This window comes from Rhodococcus sp. P4_C10, from assembly GCF_056402135.1.
The window spans coordinates 1-18869 of the sequence record NZ_JBFUHZ010000019.1 but is presented as its reverse complement, the minus strand read 5'-3'; the positions used below and the strand labels follow the sequence as shown (position 1 = coordinate 18869).

At 70.2% G+C, this 18869-nt stretch carries 16 protein-coding genes; 10 read left to right on the top strand and 6 right to left on the bottom strand.

Translation table 11 applies throughout. The features are described from left to right. Window positions 1-301 precede the first annotated feature (301 nt). The gene (locus AC1DWC_RS15155; protein ID WP_477909272.1) at window positions 302-604 is read left to right on the top strand and encodes a hypothetical protein; all 303 of its coding nucleotides are present in this window, start codon (window positions 302-304) and stop codon (window positions 602-604) included. A gap of 285 nt (window positions 605-889) precedes the next feature. Here the strand turns inward: AC1DWC_RS15155 and AC1DWC_RS15150 are convergent, their stop codons facing one another. Next, window positions 890-1255, bottom strand: coding sequence for a PH domain-containing protein (locus AC1DWC_RS15150; protein WP_072845466.1), 366 nt, complete (start codon window positions 1253-1255; stop codon window positions 890-892). A 127-nt stretch (window positions 1256-1382) separates the two neighbouring features. On the opposite strand from AC1DWC_RS15150, the gene AC1DWC_RS15145 reads away from it, so the two are divergent. The 4 genes from AC1DWC_RS15145 to AC1DWC_RS15130 all read left to right on the top strand — a co-directional run bounded on the left by AC1DWC_RS15145 (window position 1383) and on the right by AC1DWC_RS15130 (window position 4277). Continuing rightward, on the top strand, window positions 1383-1805 hold the full coding sequence (locus tag AC1DWC_RS15145; RefSeq protein ID WP_477909270.1) for a DUF2752 domain-containing protein: 423 nt from the start codon (window positions 1383-1385) through the stop codon (window positions 1803-1805). Between the two features lie 199 nt (window positions 1806-2004). Then, window positions 2005-2202 carry a hypothetical protein gene (locus AC1DWC_RS15140; RefSeq protein ID WP_072845468.1) on the top strand — a complete coding sequence of 66 codons (198 nt, stop codon included), beginning with the start codon at window positions 2005-2007 and terminating at the stop codon, window positions 2200-2202. A 108-nt stretch (window positions 2203-2310) separates the two neighbouring features. After that, window positions 2311-2961, top strand: coding sequence for a GntR family transcriptional regulator (locus tag AC1DWC_RS15135; protein ID WP_477909268.1), 651 nt, complete (start codon window positions 2311-2313; stop codon window positions 2959-2961). A gap of 62 nt (window positions 2962-3023) precedes the next feature. Further along, entirely contained in the window at window positions 3024-4277 is a 1254-nt protein-coding gene (locus AC1DWC_RS15130) for an MFS transporter (protein WP_477909374.1), read from the top strand. Here the strand turns inward: AC1DWC_RS15130 and AC1DWC_RS15125 are convergent. Next, entirely contained in the window at window positions 4274-5197 is a 924-nt protein-coding gene (locus AC1DWC_RS15125) for a tyrosine-protein phosphatase (protein WP_477909266.1), read from the bottom strand. The two genes, AC1DWC_RS15130 and AC1DWC_RS15125, sit on opposite strands and share 4 nt — an antisense overlap. Window positions 5198-5459: 262 nt before the next feature. On the opposite strand from AC1DWC_RS15125, the gene AC1DWC_RS15120 reads away from it, so the two are divergent. Continuing rightward, entirely contained in the window at window positions 5460-6077 is a 618-nt protein-coding gene (locus AC1DWC_RS15120; protein ID WP_477909264.1) for a TetR/AcrR family transcriptional regulator, read from the top strand. A 69-nt stretch (window positions 6078-6146) separates the two neighbouring features. Here the strand turns inward: AC1DWC_RS15120 and AC1DWC_RS15115 are convergent, their stop codons facing one another. From AC1DWC_RS15115 to AC1DWC_RS15105, 3 genes are all read right to left on the bottom strand, one after another. Continuing rightward, window positions 6147-7490: a M1 family metallopeptidase gene (locus AC1DWC_RS15115; protein ID WP_477909262.1), complete on the bottom strand. Its 1344-nt coding sequence runs from the start codon at window positions 7488-7490 to the stop codon at window positions 6147-6149. After that, window positions 7490-11380, bottom strand: coding sequence for a Pls/PosA family non-ribosomal peptide synthetase (locus tag AC1DWC_RS15110; protein WP_477909260.1), 3891 nt, complete (start codon window positions 11378-11380; stop codon window positions 7490-7492). Before AC1DWC_RS15110 ends, AC1DWC_RS15115 begins: the two co-directional genes overlap by 1 nt. 203 nt (window positions 11381-11583) lie before the next feature. Beyond that, window positions 11584-12381, bottom strand: coding sequence for a PaaX family transcriptional regulator C-terminal domain-containing protein (locus AC1DWC_RS15105; RefSeq protein ID WP_477909258.1), 798 nt, complete (start codon window positions 12379-12381; stop codon window positions 11584-11586). A 223-nt stretch (window positions 12382-12604) separates the two neighbouring features. Here AC1DWC_RS15105 and AC1DWC_RS15100 point away from each other — a divergent pair, with 223 nt between their 5' ends. The 4 genes from AC1DWC_RS15100 to AC1DWC_RS15085 all read left to right on the top strand — a co-directional run bounded on the left by AC1DWC_RS15100 (window position 12605) and on the right by AC1DWC_RS15085 (window position 18506). Beyond that, a complete protein-coding gene (locus AC1DWC_RS15100; protein ID WP_477909256.1) occupies window positions 12605-14236 on the top strand; it encodes an acyl-CoA dehydrogenase family protein in 1632 nt (543 codons plus the stop codon). A gap of 84 nt (window positions 14237-14320) precedes the next feature. Next, complete coding sequence (locus AC1DWC_RS15095) at window positions 14321-15850, top strand: acyl-CoA synthetase (protein WP_477909254.1); 1530 nt, start codon at window positions 14321-14323, stop codon at window positions 15848-15850. 322 nt (window positions 15851-16172) lie between these two features. Next, complete coding sequence (locus tag AC1DWC_RS15090) at window positions 16173-18146, top strand: CocE/NonD family hydrolase (protein WP_477909373.1); 1974 nt, start codon at window positions 16173-16175, stop codon at window positions 18144-18146. Window positions 18147-18230: 84 nt separating this feature from the next. Next, window positions 18231-18506: a DUF1905 domain-containing protein gene (locus AC1DWC_RS15085; protein ID WP_477909252.1), complete on the top strand. Its 276-nt coding sequence runs from the start codon at window positions 18231-18233 to the stop codon at window positions 18504-18506. Between the two features lie 140 nt (window positions 18507-18646). Here the strand turns inward: AC1DWC_RS15085 and AC1DWC_RS15080 are convergent. After that, window positions 18647-18869, bottom strand: a 223-nt coding sequence (locus tag AC1DWC_RS15080; protein WP_477909250.1) for an HNH endonuclease signature motif containing protein, incomplete at its 5' end; no start/stop codon positions are given.

Here is an 18869-nt window from a genome sequence, read left to right as displayed (position 1 = left end):
CAGGTGAGGGGCTTTCTCGTGCTCGGTTGTTCGCCCCGGTGCTCGGAGCTCGACGAGCGGCCGGTCCGTGAGGGCGTCCTTGACGTTGTCGCCGGGCTTCCGACGGCAACTCCGCGAGCCCCGTCGGGGGGCGTCGACGCGGACGGAACATCCGGATCACTTCGGGGCCGGCCCTTCCGGTCCTCCCCGGCGAGGGCGAGACTGTTGGGGGCGGCATTTCCGCCGTCGAACGTACAAAACGAAAGAGCAGGCGAGCCGCACCTGGCTCACGCGGCATTCGGCTGCGGATGAGGGGTCGACGATGATCACTTCACACGGTGCGCGGCGCCCGGCCAGGCTGTTGACACAGGCCGCGCTCGTCGGACTGCTTGCGGTGGTGCCGATTACCACCGCCGCGGCGCCGGCCTTCGCGGCGGACCGAGGGGACGGCTTCGACCACAGCCCGCCCGGCTACGGCCCGCAGTACGACTACAACCGGCCGTACCTGTTCCCCGACGAGGGCACGGGCAACGGGCCGGACAGCCTGCCCCCGGTGACGACCTGCCCGTACCCGGAGCGCAGCCCCGGGTGGGGGCAGAACTGCGTCCCGTCGGACGGCTACTGAGCGGCGGCGGGTGGTGGCGCGCCCCGGGCAGGTGTCCACGACAGGGGGTGCTGTGGACAACTTTCGGTGCTGTGGACAACTTTCCGGGGCCGCGTTGTGATCACCTCCGACACCGCGTGCTCACCGGCCGGCAATGTCGTGTTTGCAAATCTATCCACAGTGTGGGTAAGGGAATCGATGCAGGTCAGACAAATATCATCCGCGTAGTTCGGCAAACCATCCACAGGTTGCCCACAGCTCGGTGGGTGATGTGCATAGGGTTGTCCACAGCTGTGGGCAAGTGTGTTACCGGGTGATCCGGTCCAGGATCACCGAGTGGACGTGGTGTGCCTTGTCCAGGCCTCGGAAGTCGGCCTCGAAGGTGTCCGGTCCCGCGGTCACCGCGATGCTGCTGGACGAGAAGAACTGCCCGGCCCAGGACTTGTTGCTCAGGAACGACACCGACCGCACGTTCCCGTAGGGAATGGACGTGATCGCGGTCCGCTTGCCGACGAAGCTCTTGTCCTGGATCACCACCCGGAGGTTCGTCAGGCCGATGAATCCGGTGCCCGCGCCGATGCAGTCGTACACCGCGATCACCGTCTCGCCGTCGAGCAGTCCCTGCTGGACCTGCTTGAGCTGTTCGGACTTGTCGTAAATCGGTTCGGTCATGGGTGTTCTCCTGCTTCTTGTTCGCGGCCGCGAATGTCGGGGTCGAGCGTCCGGAGGGGCCGGCCCCTTCGGACTACTGTCATCTCACCCTGCTTTCAGCCGATTCCGGCGGAATGGAAGTGATCCGATGGTGGTGTCGCGGCACGGGAGGCTGGTGCGACGGGTCCGGGCCCCGCTCGCCGCCGCGTCCGGGGTGGCGGCGGCCGCGACGCTGTTGTACCTGCGCGACCCGCACCGGCCCGGCGCCTACGGAGTCTGCCCCTTCCACGCACTGACCGGACTGTGGTGCCCGGCCTGCGGAGGTCTGCGGGCGAGCGCCGACCTCGTCCACGGCGAGGTTGCGGCCTCGCTGTCGAGCAACCTGTTGGTCCTGCCGCTGGCCGTGGTGGCGGTCGTGGCATGGTGGGGATGGGCGCGTCGTCGTTGGAACGGGGTCGAGGGCGCGGGCTTCGTGTCGGGACGGACCGCCACGGTCGCGGTGCTTGCGGTGCTCGCCGTGTTCACGGTGCTGCGGAACAGCCCGTGGGGTGCGGCGCTCGCGCCGACCTGACCGCGCCGACCGGCTCGGCAGTCGAATCTCGGAGGTGGCTCGATGGCACTGCAGATCTTCTCGGTGATCGTCCTCGTCGGTGCGTTGGTGGCGCTGATCCCGGTGGCACGACGGGCATTCGGCAAGCAGGACGAGAACGACGACTGAGCGTCGAACGATCCGGACTCGACAGCGCCGCGCGGCGGGGCCATGCTCAACTATGAGCGATTCGCTGAAGGCTCGGGTGCGCGAGAAGATGCTCCGCCAGATCACCGAGGACACGGGGTACGCGTCGGGTGGTGCGGAGGAGGACGATCCGCGACTGGTCTCGCTGGACGACGACCTCAACGCGCTGGACGGGGCGTCCGAGGGCGACCCGGTGATCGAGGAACTCGCGGCCAAGTACTGGGTGCCCTGACCTGGGTCGTCGACCGGCCGAGGCGGCCTCCTTCCCGGCCAGGGTCGGGCTGCCGAAAAACATACCCACCTGCGGCTACGGCGGCTTCGGAGCGTATAAATACGTCTTGTGTCTAAGTTGCATTCTGCTGCGGAGCAGGTCTACCGCGAGGTCAAGGAGCGGATCCTGTCCGCCACGTTGCCCGGCGGCGAGCTGATCAGCGAGGGCGAGATCGCGGCCGAGATGGGGACCTCCCGAACCCCCGTGCGCGAGGCCTTCCTGCGGCTCGAGGCGGAGGGCTGGATGCGGCTCTACCCCAAGCGTGGGGCGCTGGTGGTTCCGGTCGCTGACGGCGAGGCCGAGCACGTGGTCTCCGCGCGCCGCCTGGTCGAGGCCGACGCGGTCCGGGCCGTCGCCGCGGCGCCGGCCGCGCGCGCCGAACTGGTCCGGCGGTTGCGCGCCGGTCTCGACGAGCAGCGGGCCGTCGCCGCGGCCGGCGACGTCGCCGAGTTCAGCGGGCTCGACGCCGACTTCCACCGGCTGATCGTGCAGGCCGGCGGGAACCCGCTGCTCGACACCTTCTACGCGGGCCTGCGTGAGCGTCAGCGCCGGATGACCGCACGCTCCCTGGCCCGCGACCCGCTGCAGTTGGCGTCGATCATCGACGACCACGCGCGGCTGGTGGAGCTGATCGACGCCGGTGCGGCCGAGCAGTTCGAGACCGCCGTCGGCGAGCACATGCGCCGGGTGCACGGCCTGCCCCGGGGCGGCGACCGATGAGCGTCCAGGTCCAGGAAAGCTGGGACACAGCCACGTCCGGCCGGCGGCGGATCCCGCCGTGGATGCTGGTGGCGGCGGCCATGTTCGCGGTCGCCTGGGGCGGCAACCAGTTCACCCCGCTCCTGGTGATGTACCGGCTCGACCACGGCTTCTCGCCGGTGGTGGTGGATGCCTTCCTGTTCGCGTACGTCTTCGGCATCGTGCCCGCGCTCCTGGTCGGTGGCCCGCTCTCGGACCGGCTCGGCAGGCGGGCGCTGATGCTGCCCGCGCCGTTCGTCGCCGCGGGGGGCTCGCTGGTACTGGCAGTCGGCGCCGACAGCACCCTGTTACTGGTCGTCGGGCGCATCCTCAGCGGCATCGGACTCGGGCTCGGCATGGCGGTGGGCGGCAGCTGGCTCAAGGAGCTGTCGAGCGGCCGGTGGGAGACGGCGGCCGGTGGCGGCTCCGGTGCGCGCCGGGCCGCGATGAGCCTGACCGCCGGGTTCGCGGTCGGCGCCGGCCTGGCCGGGGTGCTCGCACAGTGGGCGCCGTGGCCGAGTGCCCTGGCGTACGTGCTGCACATCGTGCTTGCCCTCGCCGCGGGCGTCGCATTGCTGTGGGCGCCGGAGAGTCGTCCGGCGACCCCACCCGCCGACCGGGCACCGTTGGCCAAGGACCTCAAGATCCCGGCCGCCGCGCACCGTCGGTTCTGGTTCGTCATCGCACCGGTCGCGCCGTGGGTGTTCGGCGCGGCCAGCTGCGCGTACGCGGTGATGCCGTCGCTGATGGCCGAGCACACCGGGGGCCGGCCGGTCGCGTTCTCGTCGCTGCTGTGCGTGGTCGCGCTGGCGTGTGGGTTCGCGATCCAGGCGCTGGGCCGGCGCATCGACACCCCGTCGAGCGCCCGGGCCGTGCTGGTCGCGCTGGGGATCCTGGTGCTGGGCATGACGGTCGGAGCCGTCGCGGCGGACCGGCTGACTGTGCCGCTGGCGCTGCTCGCCGCGGCGGTGCTCGGCAGCGGCTACGGCATGGCACTGGTCGCGGGGCTGCAGGAGATCCAGCGGATCGCCCGGCCCGACGACCTGGCCGGGCTGACGGCGGTCTTCTACTCGCTGACCTACATCGGGTTCGCGGTGCCCGCGGCGATGGCCCTGGCGGCGGCGCAGTGGCCCGGAATCGTCAGCTACCCGATGCTGTTCGGCGTCGGCGCGGTGGTCGCGGCGTCGAGCCTGGTGCTGGTGGCGGCAAAGTCCCGCGCGCATCTCCCCGGAGCCCGGGGAGATGCGCGCGAATCGTGCGAAGGTACCGAATTGACCTGCCTGGGGCAGGAGGCCTAGCCGACCAGCTTGTCCTTCAGGGCGTCGATGGTCTCCTCGCTCAGGCCGAGGCCCTCGGCGAGGTACTTGTCGAAGGTGCCGTAGGTCTCGGTGATCTGGTCGAGCCCGGCCTGGAGGAAGTTCTTCTCGACCGTGACCACGGGAGTCAGGTTGAGCGCAGCCTGCGGGCTGATCGCGGAGCTGATCATGCCCAGGGTCTTCGCGGTGGCTTCCTTCAGGTAGTCGTTGCTGAGCATGTAGTCGTTCATGACGGTCTCAGCGGGGACGCCTGCGATGGTCTGCAGCAGCATGGTGGTCCAGCCGGTGCGGTCCTTGCCCGAGGAGCAGTGGAAGAGATCGACGCCCTCGCTGGTGGCGAAGTTCGTCAGGACCTCCGTGAATGCGGCCCGGCGCACGGGGTCGGTGACGTAGCTGCGGTTGGCGTCCTCCATGAACTTGACGCCCTCCTCGGGCGACTTGATGGTCGTGGCGAGCTGGACCAGGTCCCCGAACTCGATCGGGACCTGGGTGTACTTGACACCGTCCGGGAGCTTGTCCGCGCCGCCCACCATCGGGTTGGCGATCTCGGATGCGCCGCGGAGGTCGACGACCTGGGTCAGTCCGAGCTCGAGCAGGGTCGCCTTGTCGGCGTCGCTGGTCGAGGTGAGGCCGTTGGCGCGGTAGATGACGCCGCGGTTGAGGTGCTTGCCGTCGGCGGTGGCGTAGCCGGCGCCTTCGTTGCCGGCGACGTCGCGGAAGTTGACGACGGAGGCCAGCTTCGGGGTGGGGGCGGCCGGAGCGGCCGAGCCCGAGCCGAGCAGCGCGCCGAGCGAGCCGGTGCCGAGGGAGCTGAGGTCGAGTGCATTTGCGGTGGCAGGCGCGGCGAACAGCAGCCCGCCGGTGACGAGCAAGGCGGCGGCCTTCGCGATGCGTGTGGACATGTGGAGCCTCTCTGTCTGCAAGAACGGGCCGACCGAAGTGATTCCGGGCGGCGCGGCCGAAACCGGGGTCGCTGGACCGGTGAGGGAGCGACGTCGCGGGTCCGGTGAATCCGTAACGCTGGTGGGCCGACGACTCCTCCATCCAGGAGCGGGCCACTGCGGGAGAGCTGGTGTGCACAAACCTCTAGTCGATACAGGGTGTAACGACTAGGGCGTGACACAATGTAGCCGCTACCACAGTGCGATGTATGGGGTTTTGAAATTGTCGAATGAATTCGAGACCCGGCGTCGGCTGGGCCCGCAGCGGGATCCGGCGATCGACGCGGCGGTGCTGGATGCGACCCGGCAGTTGTTGGCCGAAAAGGGCTACGCCGGTACCTCGATCGACGCGATTGCGAGCCGGGCGGGTGTCGGGCGACCGGCGATCTATCGGCGTTGGCCGTCGAAGGCCCACATCGTCAACGACGCTGTGTATCCGGTGCTGGACACGGAGCGCGGGGCCGACGTGGACACCGTGCTCGGTGTCGACGGCACGATGGCGGAGCAGGTCCGCGCGCTGGTGCACGGTGCGGTCGCCCTTTTCGGCGCCCCCGCAACCCGAGCCGCCGCACCCGCGCTGATGAGTGAGGTGCGCACCGACGAGGCATTGCGTGAGGACCTCGTCGTGCGGCAGCGTGCAGGCGTCCGGGCCGAGTTGAAGCGTCGCCTGGACGAGGGGCGTCAGCGGGGCGAGGTACGCACCGGTGTCGATGTCGACGTTCTGCTCGACGTCATGGCCGGAGCGGCCATCTACGCGATGTCCGTCCGTGATCTCGACGACCCAGGACCGTTCGCCGATGCCTTGGCCGACATCGTGCTGCGCGGCATCCTCACGGACTGAGGCGCCCGGCGCTCGTGCGTGCCTTCGGTGTCCACCGGGGCGGAAAGTGCGCACGAGCGGCGAGGCCGCCTACGGCAGCGGCTTGCGCCAGAGCCAGGCGTCCCACAGCGGTCGCAGCGGTACGTCGGTGAAATGTGCTGCCAGGTCGGTGAATTCCTCGGTGGTCACGTTCGAGTGCCGGTACCGCGCAGTCCACTGCCGGAGCAGGTCGAAGAACGACTCGTCGCCGAGGGCCTGGCGCAGGGCGTGCAGGGTCAGGGCGCCGCGCTTGTAGACCCGGTCGTCGAACATCAGCTCCGGTCCGGGGTCGCCGAGCAGCAGGTCCTGCGGCAGCAGGCCCAGGTTCAGGTGGGCCTGGGTGGCGATCTCCTGCGCGGACGGGCCGCCGGAGTTCTCCGACCACAGCCACTCGGCGTAACAGGCGAAGCCCTCGTGCAGCCAGATGTCGCGCCACGACCGCAGCGTCAGGCTGTTGCCGAACCACTGGTGCGCCAGCTCGTGCGCCACCAGCCGCTCGGAGCCGCGCCGGCCGTCGCAGTGGTTGGCGCCGAACACCGAGATGCCTTGCGCCTCTATGGGGATTTCCAGCTCGTCGTCGGTGACGAGCACCGTGTAGTCCGCGAACGGGTACGGGCCGAACAGCCGGACGAAGGTGTCCATCATCTCGGGCTGCCGGGCGAAGTCGTGCTCGAACCGCGTCCGCAGCCGCTGTGGCAGCACCGCGTGCATGGGCGTCGCGGCCAGGTCCGACGGCACCCGCCGCCGCTCGTACGGCCCGATCTGGATGGTGGTGAGGTAGGTGGCCATCGGCTCGCTCTGCTCGTACACCCACGTGGTGTGGCTGGCCCGGGTCTGCTTGCGCAGCAGGGTGCCGTTCGCCAGCGCGTAGTAGGGCGAGTCGGTGGTGATCGAGATCTGGTAGCTGGCCTTGGAACTGGGGTGGTCGTCGCACGGGAACCACGACGCGGCGCCATTCGGCTGACTGGCCACGATCGCGCCCTCGGTCAGTTCCTCCCAGCCCACCTCACCCCAGATGCTGCGGATCGGGCTGGGGGTGCCCGCGTACTGCACGGTCACCGACAACGCCCCGCCGGCCGGGATCTTCTGCGCCGGTGTGAGAGTCAGCTTGCCGTGCTGATGGGTGTACTTGGCCGGGCGTGCGCCGTTGACCGTCACCTTGGACACCGTCAGCGCAGGGGAGAGGTCGAACGCGAACTTCGCCCGCACCTCGGTGGCGTTCGCGGTGATCGACGCCTTGCCCGCCAACCGGTTGCTGGGCACCTTGTAGGTCAGCTCCAGTTCGTACCGCGAGACGCGGTAGCCGCGGTTGCCGTTCTGCGGCAGGTACGCGTCGACTGGTTCCTCGTAGAATTTGCCGGCACCGCCGGCGGCGAACTTTCCCGGCTTCACCATCAGGACACGCTCCACGGGCCGATGGGGTTCCCCTGCCATCGAGTGCTCGGCGGCACGGTGTCGCCCCGCATCACCAGCGACGCGGGCCCGACGGTGGCGCCGTCGCCGATGCCGGACGCGGGCAGCGCGACGCAGTGCGGCCCCAGGGTGGCGCCGTTGCCGAGGGTGACGGTGTCCATGGACATGATCCGATCATGGAACAGGTGGGTCTGCACGACGCACCCGCGCTCGACGGTCGCGCCGTCGCCCAGCGTCACCAGATCCGCCTCCGGCAGCCAGTAGGACTCGCACCAGACGCCGCGGCCGATGCGCGCGCCCATGCCGCGCAGCCACACGTTCAGCACCGCGGTCCCGGTGGCGGCCCGCGCGAACCAGGGTGCGGCGACGGTCTCGACGAACGCGTCGGAGACTTCGTTGCGCCACACGAACGAACTCCACAGCGGATGCTCGACTTTGCCGATCCGGCCGACGACCAGCCACTTCGCTGCCACCGACACCGCGCCGGCGACCGCACCCGCAACCAGCAGCACCAGCCCGCTGAGCAGCGCCGCGACCGCGAACCCGGCCGCACCGACCAGCGCCTGCAGGGCGAACAGCACGCCGAGGCCGATGCCGAAGGTGACCGTCACCGGGATCAACCGGCAGGTCTCGACCACCGCCCGGGCGATCTTGAGCCGCATCGGCGGCGCGAACGTGCGGGCCGCGTCGGAGGTGTCGACGGCCCGGCGCAGCCGCACCGGCGGGCTGCCGAGCCACGACGAACCGGACTTCGCCTTGCTCGGCGCGGCGGACAGCACCGCGACCAGACCGTTCTTCGGGACGCGGCGGCCCGGCCCGGCCATCCCGGAGTTGCCCAGGAACGCCCGCTTGCCGACCTTCGCCTCCTGGATGTGCAGCCAGCCGCCGCCGAGTTCGTACGACGCGATCATCGTGTCGTCGGCGAGGAAGGCGCCGTCGGCGACGGTGGTGAACTTCGGCAGCAGCAGCACCGTCGAGGCCTCCACGTTCTTGCCGACCTTCGCGCCGAGCAGTCGCAGCCAGCCGGGGGTCAGCAGGCTCGCGTACAGCGGGAACAGGAAGGTGCGCGCGGAGTCCAGCAGCCGTTCGGTGGCCCAGACCTGCCAGCCGACCCGGCTGCGCACCGGGTGGTAGCCCTCGCGCAGGCCGATGCCGAGCGCGCGGACCGCCGCGAGCGTCACCGCGGCGAAGACGAACAGGGCGAGCAGCGTCGCCGCGGGCAGCCAGGCCAGCGCCCGCACCATCGCGTCGCCGAGGTCGGCGGCGTCGTGGACGCCCCAGCCGACCAGCACGATGCCGGCGGCCAGCGCCAGGATCGGCAGGCCGGAGATCAGCAGGGAGGTGGCGCCGTAGACGGGCACCCACCGGGTGCCGCGGGGTGGGCGCTGCTCCGGCCACGGGTGTGTCGCCTTGCCGACCTTGACGGCCGGGGAGCCGGCCCAGCTCTGCCCGGCCTTGACCCGGCCGAACACCGCGGAACCGGGCGCGACCTCCGCGTTCTTGCCGATCCGGGTGCCCGGCAGGAGGGTGGAACGGGCGCCGACGGCAGCGCCGTCGCCGATCCGGATCATGCCGATGTGCACCACGTCGCCGTCGATCCAGTGCCCGGACAGGTCCACCTCCGGCTCCACCGAACAGCCCTCGCCCAGCTCGAGCATGCCGGTGACGGGCGGCAGGGTGTGCAGGTCGACGCCGCGGCCGATCTTGGCCCCCAGCGCCCGCGCGTAGTAGATCATCCACGGGGCGCCGGACAGGTTCGCGGCGCCGCTGGCCTCGGTGAGCCGGTGCGCCACCCACAGCCGCAGGTGCTCGCGGCCGCCGCGCGGGTAGGTGCCGGGCTTCAGTCCCCGCAGCAACAGCCGGGACCCGGCGACGGCGAGGGCCATCCGGCCCACCGGGCTGATGAACAGCGCGAAGGCGATCAGCACCCACCACCAGGACACCGTCGGTGCCCACGACACGGGGACGAACCAGGCCAGCACGTTGTTCACCAGCGCCAGCCACGTCACCCACTGCAGCCCGGTCAGCGTGGTGAGCGGGACGGTCAGCGCCACCTGCGCCCACTGGGTGGACCGCGGGGTCGGCGCGACGATCCGGGGCTCGGCCGCGACGGTGGGGGCCAGCTCGTCGAGGTAGTCGGCCAGCGAACCGAGCCGGGGGTGGTCGTAGAGCTGGGCGACGGTGACCTCGGGGAACCGCTCGCGCAGCGCCGTCACCAGCTGCGCGGCCGCCAGCGAGCCGCCGCCGCTGTTGAAGAAGTCGTCGTCGCGACCGGTGATCTGCGCGCCGAGGATCGACGCCCAGAGCCCCGCCACCCAGGCGGCGGTGCCGTCGAGTCCGGCGGCGGTCGCGGCGTCCTCGGGTCCGGCGCCGGGCAGCGGCCAGGGCAGGGCGGCCCGGTCGACCTTCCCGGACGTGCGGGTGGGCAGCTCGTCGAGGAGCGCCAACCGGGGCACCAGCGCTGCCGGCAGCTGCTCGGCGAGCAGGGTGCGGGCGGCCGCCACGTCGAAGTCGGGGTCGGTGCTGGCCAGGTAGCCGACCAGGATCGAGTGCCCGGAGGCGGTCTTGCGGACCGCCGCGGCCGCGCCGCTGACGCCCGGCAGGTTCTGCAGTGCGTTGTCCACCTCGCCGAGCTCGATGCGTCTGCCGCCGATCTTGACCTGGTCGTCGGCGCGGCCCTGGAACAGCAGCCCCTCGGGGTCCAGCCGGACCAGGTCACCGCTGCGGTAGGCGCGGTCCCACCCGAGCGAGGGCATCGGCGCGTACTTCTCGGCGTCCTTGGCGGGGTCGAGGTACCGGGCCAGCCCGACGCCGCCGATCACCAGCTCGCCGACCTCGCCGACCGGAACCGGGACGGAGTCGGCGTCCACCACGGCCAGGTCCCAGCCGTCGAGCGGCAGCCCGATGCGGACCGGGCCGACGCCGTCCATCGGCGCGGCGCAGGCGACCACGGTGGCCTCGGTGGGGCCGTAGGTGTTCCACACCTCGCGGCCCTCGACGGCGAGGCGTTCGGCCAGTTCCGGCGGGCAGGCCTCGCCGCCGAAGATCAGCAGCCGCACCGCCTCGAGGGCCTCGGCGGGCCACAGTGCGGCGAGGGTGGGGACGGTGGAGACGATGCTGACGTCGCGGGAGACCAGCCACGGGCCGAGGTCCATGCCGCTGCGGACCAGCGCGCGGGGAGCGGGGACCAGGCAGGCGCCGTGCCGCCAGGCCAGCCACATCTCCTCGCAGGAGGCGTCGAAGGCGACGGACAGGCCGGCCAGCACCCGGTCGCCGGGGCCGATCGGCTCCTGCTGCAGGAACATCCGGGCCTCGGCGTCGACGAACGCGGCGGCGCTGCGGTGGCTGACGGCGACGCCCTTGGGGGTGCCGGTGGAGCCCGAGGTGAAGATGATCCAGGCGTCGTCGTCGAGGGTCGGCGGGCGCGGCGTGGCCGGGACCTCGCGGCTCGGCGCGGTGCCCGGCAGCGGCCGGCCCCCGGTGAGGACCGCGGTCACCTGGGCCTCGCCGAACACCAACTCGGCCCGCTCCTCGGGGTCGTCGGCGTCCACCGGCACGTAGGCCGCGCCGGCCGCGAGCACGGACAGGATCGCCAGGTAGAGGTCGCGGGAGCCGGACGGCATCCGGATGCCCACCCGGTCGCCGCCGCCGACCCCGGCCTCGCCGAGTCGCCGTGCGCCCTCCCGGATCTCGTCGAGCAGTTCGGCGTAGCTCAGCGTGACGTGACCGTCGTCGATGGCGGGTGCGTCCGGGAACGTCTCGGCGGTCGCGGTGACGATGTCGACGAGGGTGCGCGGTGCGGGCGCCGACGACGAACGCAGGAAGGTCGGAGGGATCAGCTCGGATCGGTCCGTCTGTGACTGGAGTTGCAAACCCGGGGGTCCTTCTCTTAAGTCGGCTGGCTGTCGCTTCGTTATCCCATGGCAAGTTGTCGAGTTGGTGAACAGGTCCCAGCTGCGGGCGCGGAACGACTCGGCCACCGCGCCGCGGCATGTGTGCAGATTACGCCGGTGATTGCCCGGGTCGGCGGTGCCAGATCCCACGGCGGGGCCCGTCGTCCGGTGACCGAGGGCCGCTACTCGGCGGCGGTGGCAGCCCGCGGGGTCGAGGCGGTGGCCCCGGGGTGGACGGCGGTGGCCCGCAGCGCAAGGAATTCCGCCTCGTAGGCGGCGCAGGCGGCGCGCAGCGCGGGACCCGGCCAGGTCGACGGCAGCAGCTCGGGCGGCAGTGCGGGATCGCGCAGCAGGTGGCGGATGCTCGCCGCGGTGACGGTGAAGCGATCCACGCGCCGGCTTGCCTCGCCGAACAGGGCGAGGAGTTCCTCGGCGGTCGAGGCCCAGCCGTCCAGGTCCCACAGGTCGCGGGCCAGGCCCTGGGGGTCCTCGTTCGGCCGGCCGGTGAACCTGCGGATCTGACTGTCCAGGTGCGGCGGCCACTCCTGGCTGAGGTTCGCCGGACGCATCCACACGCCCTCGCGGACCTCGCCGAGGCGCTGCAGGTCGAGGTCGGCTCGAAGTGCGGCGCGGTCTGCGGCGCTCCGGCCGGTGGTGGTGATCACGGCGATGTCCCAGTCGCCTTGCCACGGAAGAAGTTTCGGTGCAATTGCTTCGTCCTGGCGGCGCTGACGGTCCAGCAGTCGGCGGCTGAGTCGGTAGGTGTGGTCGGCGCGCTCGAGGTCGCCCGCGGCGACCATGCGGGTCAGTGCCACCCGCAGTGCGGACTCGGAGATGTCGAACATCTCGACCGCCCGGACGAGGTCGCGCACGGCAAGCGCCGGCGGGTGCAGGCTCAGCAGGACGCTGAGCACCACCGAGCGTGCGGTGAGCCGTCGAAGCGAGAGTTGCCCACCCTCACCCGCCCCTGCCCCGGTCATGGCCTTCCTCCCCGCTGCCGCCGCGGCAGGTTCTCGATCTGTCGTATTTGTCCAGGTCGTCGGCGATTCACGTGCTACGCGCCGCCCCTGTCGATGGGGGACAACGGTATACGACCGCCGCAAAAATTACGGATCTTCCACAAACGTCAGAAATATGTAATATTAATTGTGACAACGGCCACACCAGGCCCACGGAGATTTGCCCGACCGGAGGAGTAGCGCCATGCAGACCCATGAGGTTTTCAATCAGGTACCGCGACTGGTGGACTTCGACGCCGCTGACGATCCGGCGTTGCTCGAGGGCCTGGACCGCGAGGGCGCGGGTTGGGCCGCCGACGAGGTCCACGAGCTCGGCCGGCTCGGTGGCACCTTCGAGGCGCAGGAGTGGGGCCGGCTGGCCAACGAGAACCCGCCGATCCTGCACACCCACGACCGCTACGGGAACCGGGCCGACGAGGTCGAGTTCCATCCGGCCTGGCACGAGATGATGCGCACCTCGGTCCGTTACGGCCTGCACGGTGCGGCCTGGAGCGACGAGCGGCCGGGCGCCCACGTGGCGCGGGCCGCGAAGTTCTACACCTGGCGAGTCGACGCCGGCCACACCTGCCCGATCTCCGCCACCTACTCGGCCATCCCGGCGCTGCGGGCCAACCCGGAGCTGGCCGCCGTCTACGAGCCGCTGCTCAGCAACGCCAACTACGAGGTCGGGCTGCGCGCGCCGCTGACAAAGGCGGGCCTGATCGCGAGCATGTCCATGACGGAGAAGCAGGGCGGCTCCGACATCCGCGCCAACACCACCGTCGCCACCGAGCAGCCCGACGGCAGCTACCGCCTGCTCGGGCACAAGTGGTTCACCTCGGCGCCGATGGCCGACGTCTTCCTCGCCCTCGCGCAGACCAAGGCGGGCGTGACGTGCTTCTTCGTGCCCCGGGTCCAGCCCGACGGCACCCTGAACCCGATGCAGCTGATGCGGCTCAAGGACAAGCTGGGCAACCGGTCCAACGCCTCCTCCGAGATCGAGTACCACAACGCGCTGGCCTGGCGGGTGGGCGAGGAGGGGCGTGGCGTCCCCACCATGATCAAGATGGTCAACATGACCCGGCTGGACTGCCTCACCGGCGCCGCCGCGGGCATGCGTCAGGGCGTCACGTTCGCCGCGCACCACGCGACCTACCGCAAGGCGTTCGGCAGCTACCTGATCGACCAGCCGCTGATGCGCAACGTCCTCGCCGACCTGGCCGTCGAGTCCGAGGCCGCGACCACCCTGATGATGCGCCTCGCCGGCGCCAACGACCGTGCCATCCGCGGCGACGAGTCCGAGGCCGCGTTCCAGCGACTGGCGCTGGCCATCGGCAAGTACTGGGTCTGCAAGCGCTGGCCGCAGCACGCCGCCGAGTCGCTCGAGTGCCTGGGCGGCAACGGGTACATCGAGGAGTCCGGCATGCCGCGGCTCTACCGGGAGGCTCCGCTCAACGGCATCTGGGAGGGCAGCGGCAACGTCGCGGCGCTGGACGTGCTGCGCGCGATGGCGAAGTCCCCGCAGAGCGTCGAGGCGTTCTTCGACGAGGTGGACCTCGCCGCGGGCGCGGACGCGCGGCTCGACGAGGCCGTCCGTTCGATGAAGGCGGACCTGGCCAGCCCCGACAACGTCGAGATCGGGGCCCGCCGGATGATCGAGCGGATGGCGCTGGTCCTGCAGGGCTCGCTCCTCGCCCGGCACGGCAACCCCGCGGTCTCGGATGCCTTCATCGGCTCCCGGCTGGCCGGAGACCGGGGGAGCGTCTACGGCACGCTCTCGCGCGGTGTCGACTTCACCTCGATCCTGGCCCGCACGACGCAGAAGATGACCCCGTAGTCACCCGCACCACCCTCTCTCGCCGCCTCACCTTCCTCACCGACCCACCATCCCCGCTGGCGTAGCAATCTTCAGGAGGACTTCATGGACAACGGAATTGGCCGCTGGGCGACGAGACGTGCCCAACTCGACGGGGACAGTGTCGCGTTCGTCTGCGGCGACAAGCGCTGGACCTACGGGGAATTCGAGACCAGGACCAACCGGTTGGCGCACGCCTTCGTCGACCGGCTCGGGGTGCGACGCGGGGACCGGGTCGCGGTGCTCATGGCCAACTCGGTGGAGTTGCTGGAGACCCTCTTCGCCTGCGCGAAGATCGGGGCCGTCTTCTCGCCGATCAACTTCCGGCTCTCCGCTCCCGAGATCGGTTACATCCTGGCCGATCTCGGCGCGGACGTACTGGTCCTCCACGAGCAGTTCTCCGCGGGGCGGGTCGCGCTCGAGGAGCAGGGGGTCCGGGTGCGGCACGTGGTCGAGGTCGGCGCCGCGTACGAGGAACTCCTCGCGTCCGGGGCCTCGACCCGCCTGGACATGGACGTCGATCCCCGTGACATCGCGATGATCATGTACACCTCGGGGACGACGGGGCAGCCCAAGGGCGCGATGCTCTCGCATGCCAACACCATCGCCAACGCACAGAACGTCGCCTCGACCGTGGGACGCGGCCTGCGCAAGACCGACGTGACCGTCACGGTGACACCGATGTTCCACATCGGCGGGCTGGGCATGCACACGCTGCCGTTCTTCTACATGGGCGCTCGCAATGTCATCGTGCCGGCATTCGATCCCGTCGGGACGCTGGAGTTGATGGCGCGCGAGCGCGCGACGGTCCAGCTCATGGTGCCCGCCATGTGGGCCGCGTTGATGCGGATCCCGAACCTCGCGTCGTACGACCTGTCGGCGCTGGACCTCGCGCTCTCCTCCGGTGCGCCGACCCCGCTGCCCGTCATCGACTTCTACACCGAGTTGGGGGTGCCCTTCCAGGAGGGATTCGGGATGACCGAGGCGGCCCCGGGGATCTCGTTCCTCGATGCCGAGTACGTGAAGACGAAGGCGGGCTCGGTCGGCCGGGCGCTGTTCGCGATCGACACCCGGATCGTCGATCCGAACGGGGTGGAGGTGCCGACCGGCCAGGTGGGTGAGCTGGTGGTACGCGGCGCCAATGTGGCCGCCGGCTACTGGATGCGTCCGGAGGCCACCGCGGAGGCCTTCCGGGACGGCTGGTTCCACACCGGCGACCTGGGCCGGGTCGACGACGAGGGTTTCATCACCCTGGTCGACAGGAAGAAGGACATGATCATCACGGGCGGCGAGAACGTCTACCCGATCGAGGTCGAGCAGGTCCTGTGTCGGTTCCCGGGCATTGTCGAGGTCGCGACAATCGGTGTGCCGGACGACAAGTGGGGCGAGACGGTGGTGGCCTACGCGGTCGTGGAGGAGGGTGCGGAGGTGACCGCCGAGGCGCTCGTGTCGTATGCCCGGGAGCGCCTCGCACACTTCAAGTGCCCCACCCGGGTGGAGTTCATCTCGGAGCTGCCGCGCACCGCCACCGGCAAGATCCGGAAGACGGAACTGCGTCAGCGCGAAACGGGTCAGGCGTGCGCGGTCACCCGGTAGTGATGCCGCGGTAGCGACCCGTCAGGTACGTCGAAGCAGGCCCCGAGCAGCGTTGCTCGGGGCCTGCTCGCGTCCGGTTTCTGATGGCCGGTGGATCCGGGCGGACCGGCCGAGCGGCCGGCTGTGAGCTTCGTTACAGTGTAAAAGTTAACCGCTAATCCACGCCTAGTGTTTCGCGGTACTGTCCGTCCTCGCAGGTTGGTGCCCGAATTGCGGGTCGTTCCGGCCTCGGTGAGCGGGCAGTCCGTTCGTCGACAGGGGAGAGACGTTGACCGTGAAGGTGGCAAAGGCCGCGCTGGTGACCGCAGTCGGGGTTCTGCTGATGCTGCCGCTCGCACCCCCGGCCGCGGCCGTCACCCCGGACGGCGGGAGCCTCGGGGCGCAGTGGACCGAGACCACCGACGGCCCGCAGCAGTACCCCGGCGTGCACACCGAGTGGGACGTGCCGATCACCATGAGCGACGGGGTGGTGCTCAAGGCCAATGTGTACCGGCCGGCGGATGCGGCCGGACGGGCCGTGGACACGAAGACGCCCGTCGTCGTCAACATGACCCCGTACACGAAGCTGGTCTCGGCGGTCGCGAACGCGGCGCTCTCGGTCCCGCAGCTCGGCGAGCCGATCATGGACTTCGCCCGGAACCTGAACCTGTCGGGTACCCCGGTCAGTGGTCTCGCCGACCTGATCAAGACGGCCTCCGGCGGCGGACTGAGGACGTTCAGCGTCGACCCCAAGCTGATCCAGAGCGGCTACACCCAGGTGGTCGTCGACGTTCGCGGGACCGGGTTCTCGCAGGGAGCCTGGCAGGTCTTCCAGTCCCGGGAGCAGCAGGACACCCTCGAGACCATCGACTGGGCGTCGAAGCAGCAGTGGTCGGACGGCAAGGTCGGCATGAACGGGGTGTCCTACTCCGCGATCAACCAGGTGCAGGCAGCGAGCAAGCGTCCGGCCGCGCTGAAGGCCATCGTCCCGATCGAGCCCGGCGGCGACATCCTGCGTGACGTGGTCGCGCCGGGAGGCGGCATCGGCATCGGCTTCATGCCGGTGTGGCTGGCCGCGGTCAACGGGACGAAGTGGCTTCCGGACGTGCAGTCGCTCCTCAACGGGACCTTCGACTGGAAATGGTTGGCGGACCGGCAGTCCGACCCGCTCACCTTCGTGCCGCTGCTGCTCAACGCCCTCACCGTGCCGAGTGTCGACGCCGTCACGCCGGATCTGAAAACTCTTCTCGCGGAAGACAGCTCGTTGCGCCGCGACCTGGCCTCGAGTCCGGAGAACATCACCACCCCGACGATGGTCTACGGCGGGTGGCACGACATCTTCGCCAACAGCGAGCCGAAGATCTACAACGCCATCCCGCTGCCGCCCGGCCAGAAGCAGCTGATCATGGGCGACACCTACCACCTGAGCTTCGGCTCCGCGTTCGGTGAGCCAGGCAACCCGCCGCGGCTCGACGTGCTGCAGCGCGCCTGGTTCGACCGCTGGCTCAAGGGCATCGACAACGGGATCGACAGCTACGGCCCGGCCACCCTCTACCAGCAGGGCGGCGGCTGGACCAGCACCGACCAGTTCCCGCGGTCGGGCATGACGCATCAGCGGATGTACCTCGACGCGCGGTCGAGCGGCACCGCGAACGGCAGCATCCACGACGGCAGCCTGGTGGCAACCAAGCCCGCCGACGGCGCGACACTGACGGTCGCGCCGGGCCTGGCGACGCTGTGCTCACGGGACTCCGCGCAGCAGACGATCGGCATCACGGCGGTACTCGACGCCTGCGGCAAGGACTCGAGGTTCAGTCAGCAGAACGCGCTCAGCTTCACCAGCGAGCCGGTCACCGTTCGGACGGAGATCTCCGGCTCGGTGAACGTGCACCTGAACACCGTGCTCGACGCCACCGACGGCTACTGGGCCGCCACCCTCAACGACGTTGCGCCGGACGGGACTTCGACGGTGCTCACCAGCGGACAGCTCACGTCGTCGCTGCGTGCGATCGACGACGCGAAGAGTGGGAAGTCGGCGAACGGGGACTTCACCGACCCGTTCTACCGGCTGACCCTGGACAGCCGGCAGCCCGTGGTTCCCGGGCAGCCCCTCGCGCTGGACGTGGGCCTGACCGCCACCGATGCGGTGCTGGCCCCCGGCCACCGGCTCAGGGTCGACGTGTACGCCGCCAACTTCCCCAAGGGTTTGTTGCTTCGCCCGCTGCTCGACGAGAGCGGCCTGGGGCCGCAGCGTCTGGTGCTGGATCCGAACGCGCCCAGCTTCGTCAACGTCCCGGTCGGCACGCCGATCCGCTGAGGTCGATGAGTTTGCGCGCGCCGGCGGGTCTACCTCGGTGGAAGCTGTCGTAGGTAGGCGGTCGACAGGCTGGGAGGAGATCCGATGTTGGATCAGGAGTTCACGGCGGTACTGCAGAAGAGCCCGAACAAGGGCGGTTGGACGTACGTGGTGTGGCCGCAGTCGGTGGAGTTCTTCGGCACCCGGGGCCTGGTGAAGGTCGGCGGCACCGTCGACGGTCACCCGTTCCGCAGTTCGTTCATGGCCATGGGCGACGGCACGCACAAGCTGCCGGTCAAGGCGGATGTCCGCCGGGCCATCGGCAAGGAGGCAGGGGCGACGGTGACGGTTCGGCTGACCGAGCGGATCGTGGAGGACTGAGGTCGCTCGAGGCGGTTTGTCCCCGACGCGGGCTGGGCGCTGTCATCGATTGGGTGCCGAAACAGTGCAGACCGATTGCGGCCGAGTGTGTCTCGGCCGCAACCGGTCTGGTTGTGGGTGAGTGTTGAGGCCTTGCCTGGTCAGGCTCCGTGGTTCACGCGCCGGTTGTGGGCCGGCCTGGGTCTTCGCAGCGGGTCCACCCACGCGGGTGGGGTGAACGACGGGAACCCGTCCGATTCGATCTGCACGGCCCAGTGGTTCCTGTGGATGATCGTGTGGTGCTTCTTGCAGAGCAGCACGAGGTTGGACAGGGCGGTGGGACCGCCGTCGCTCCAGTGCCGAATGTGGTGGGCGTCGGTCCAG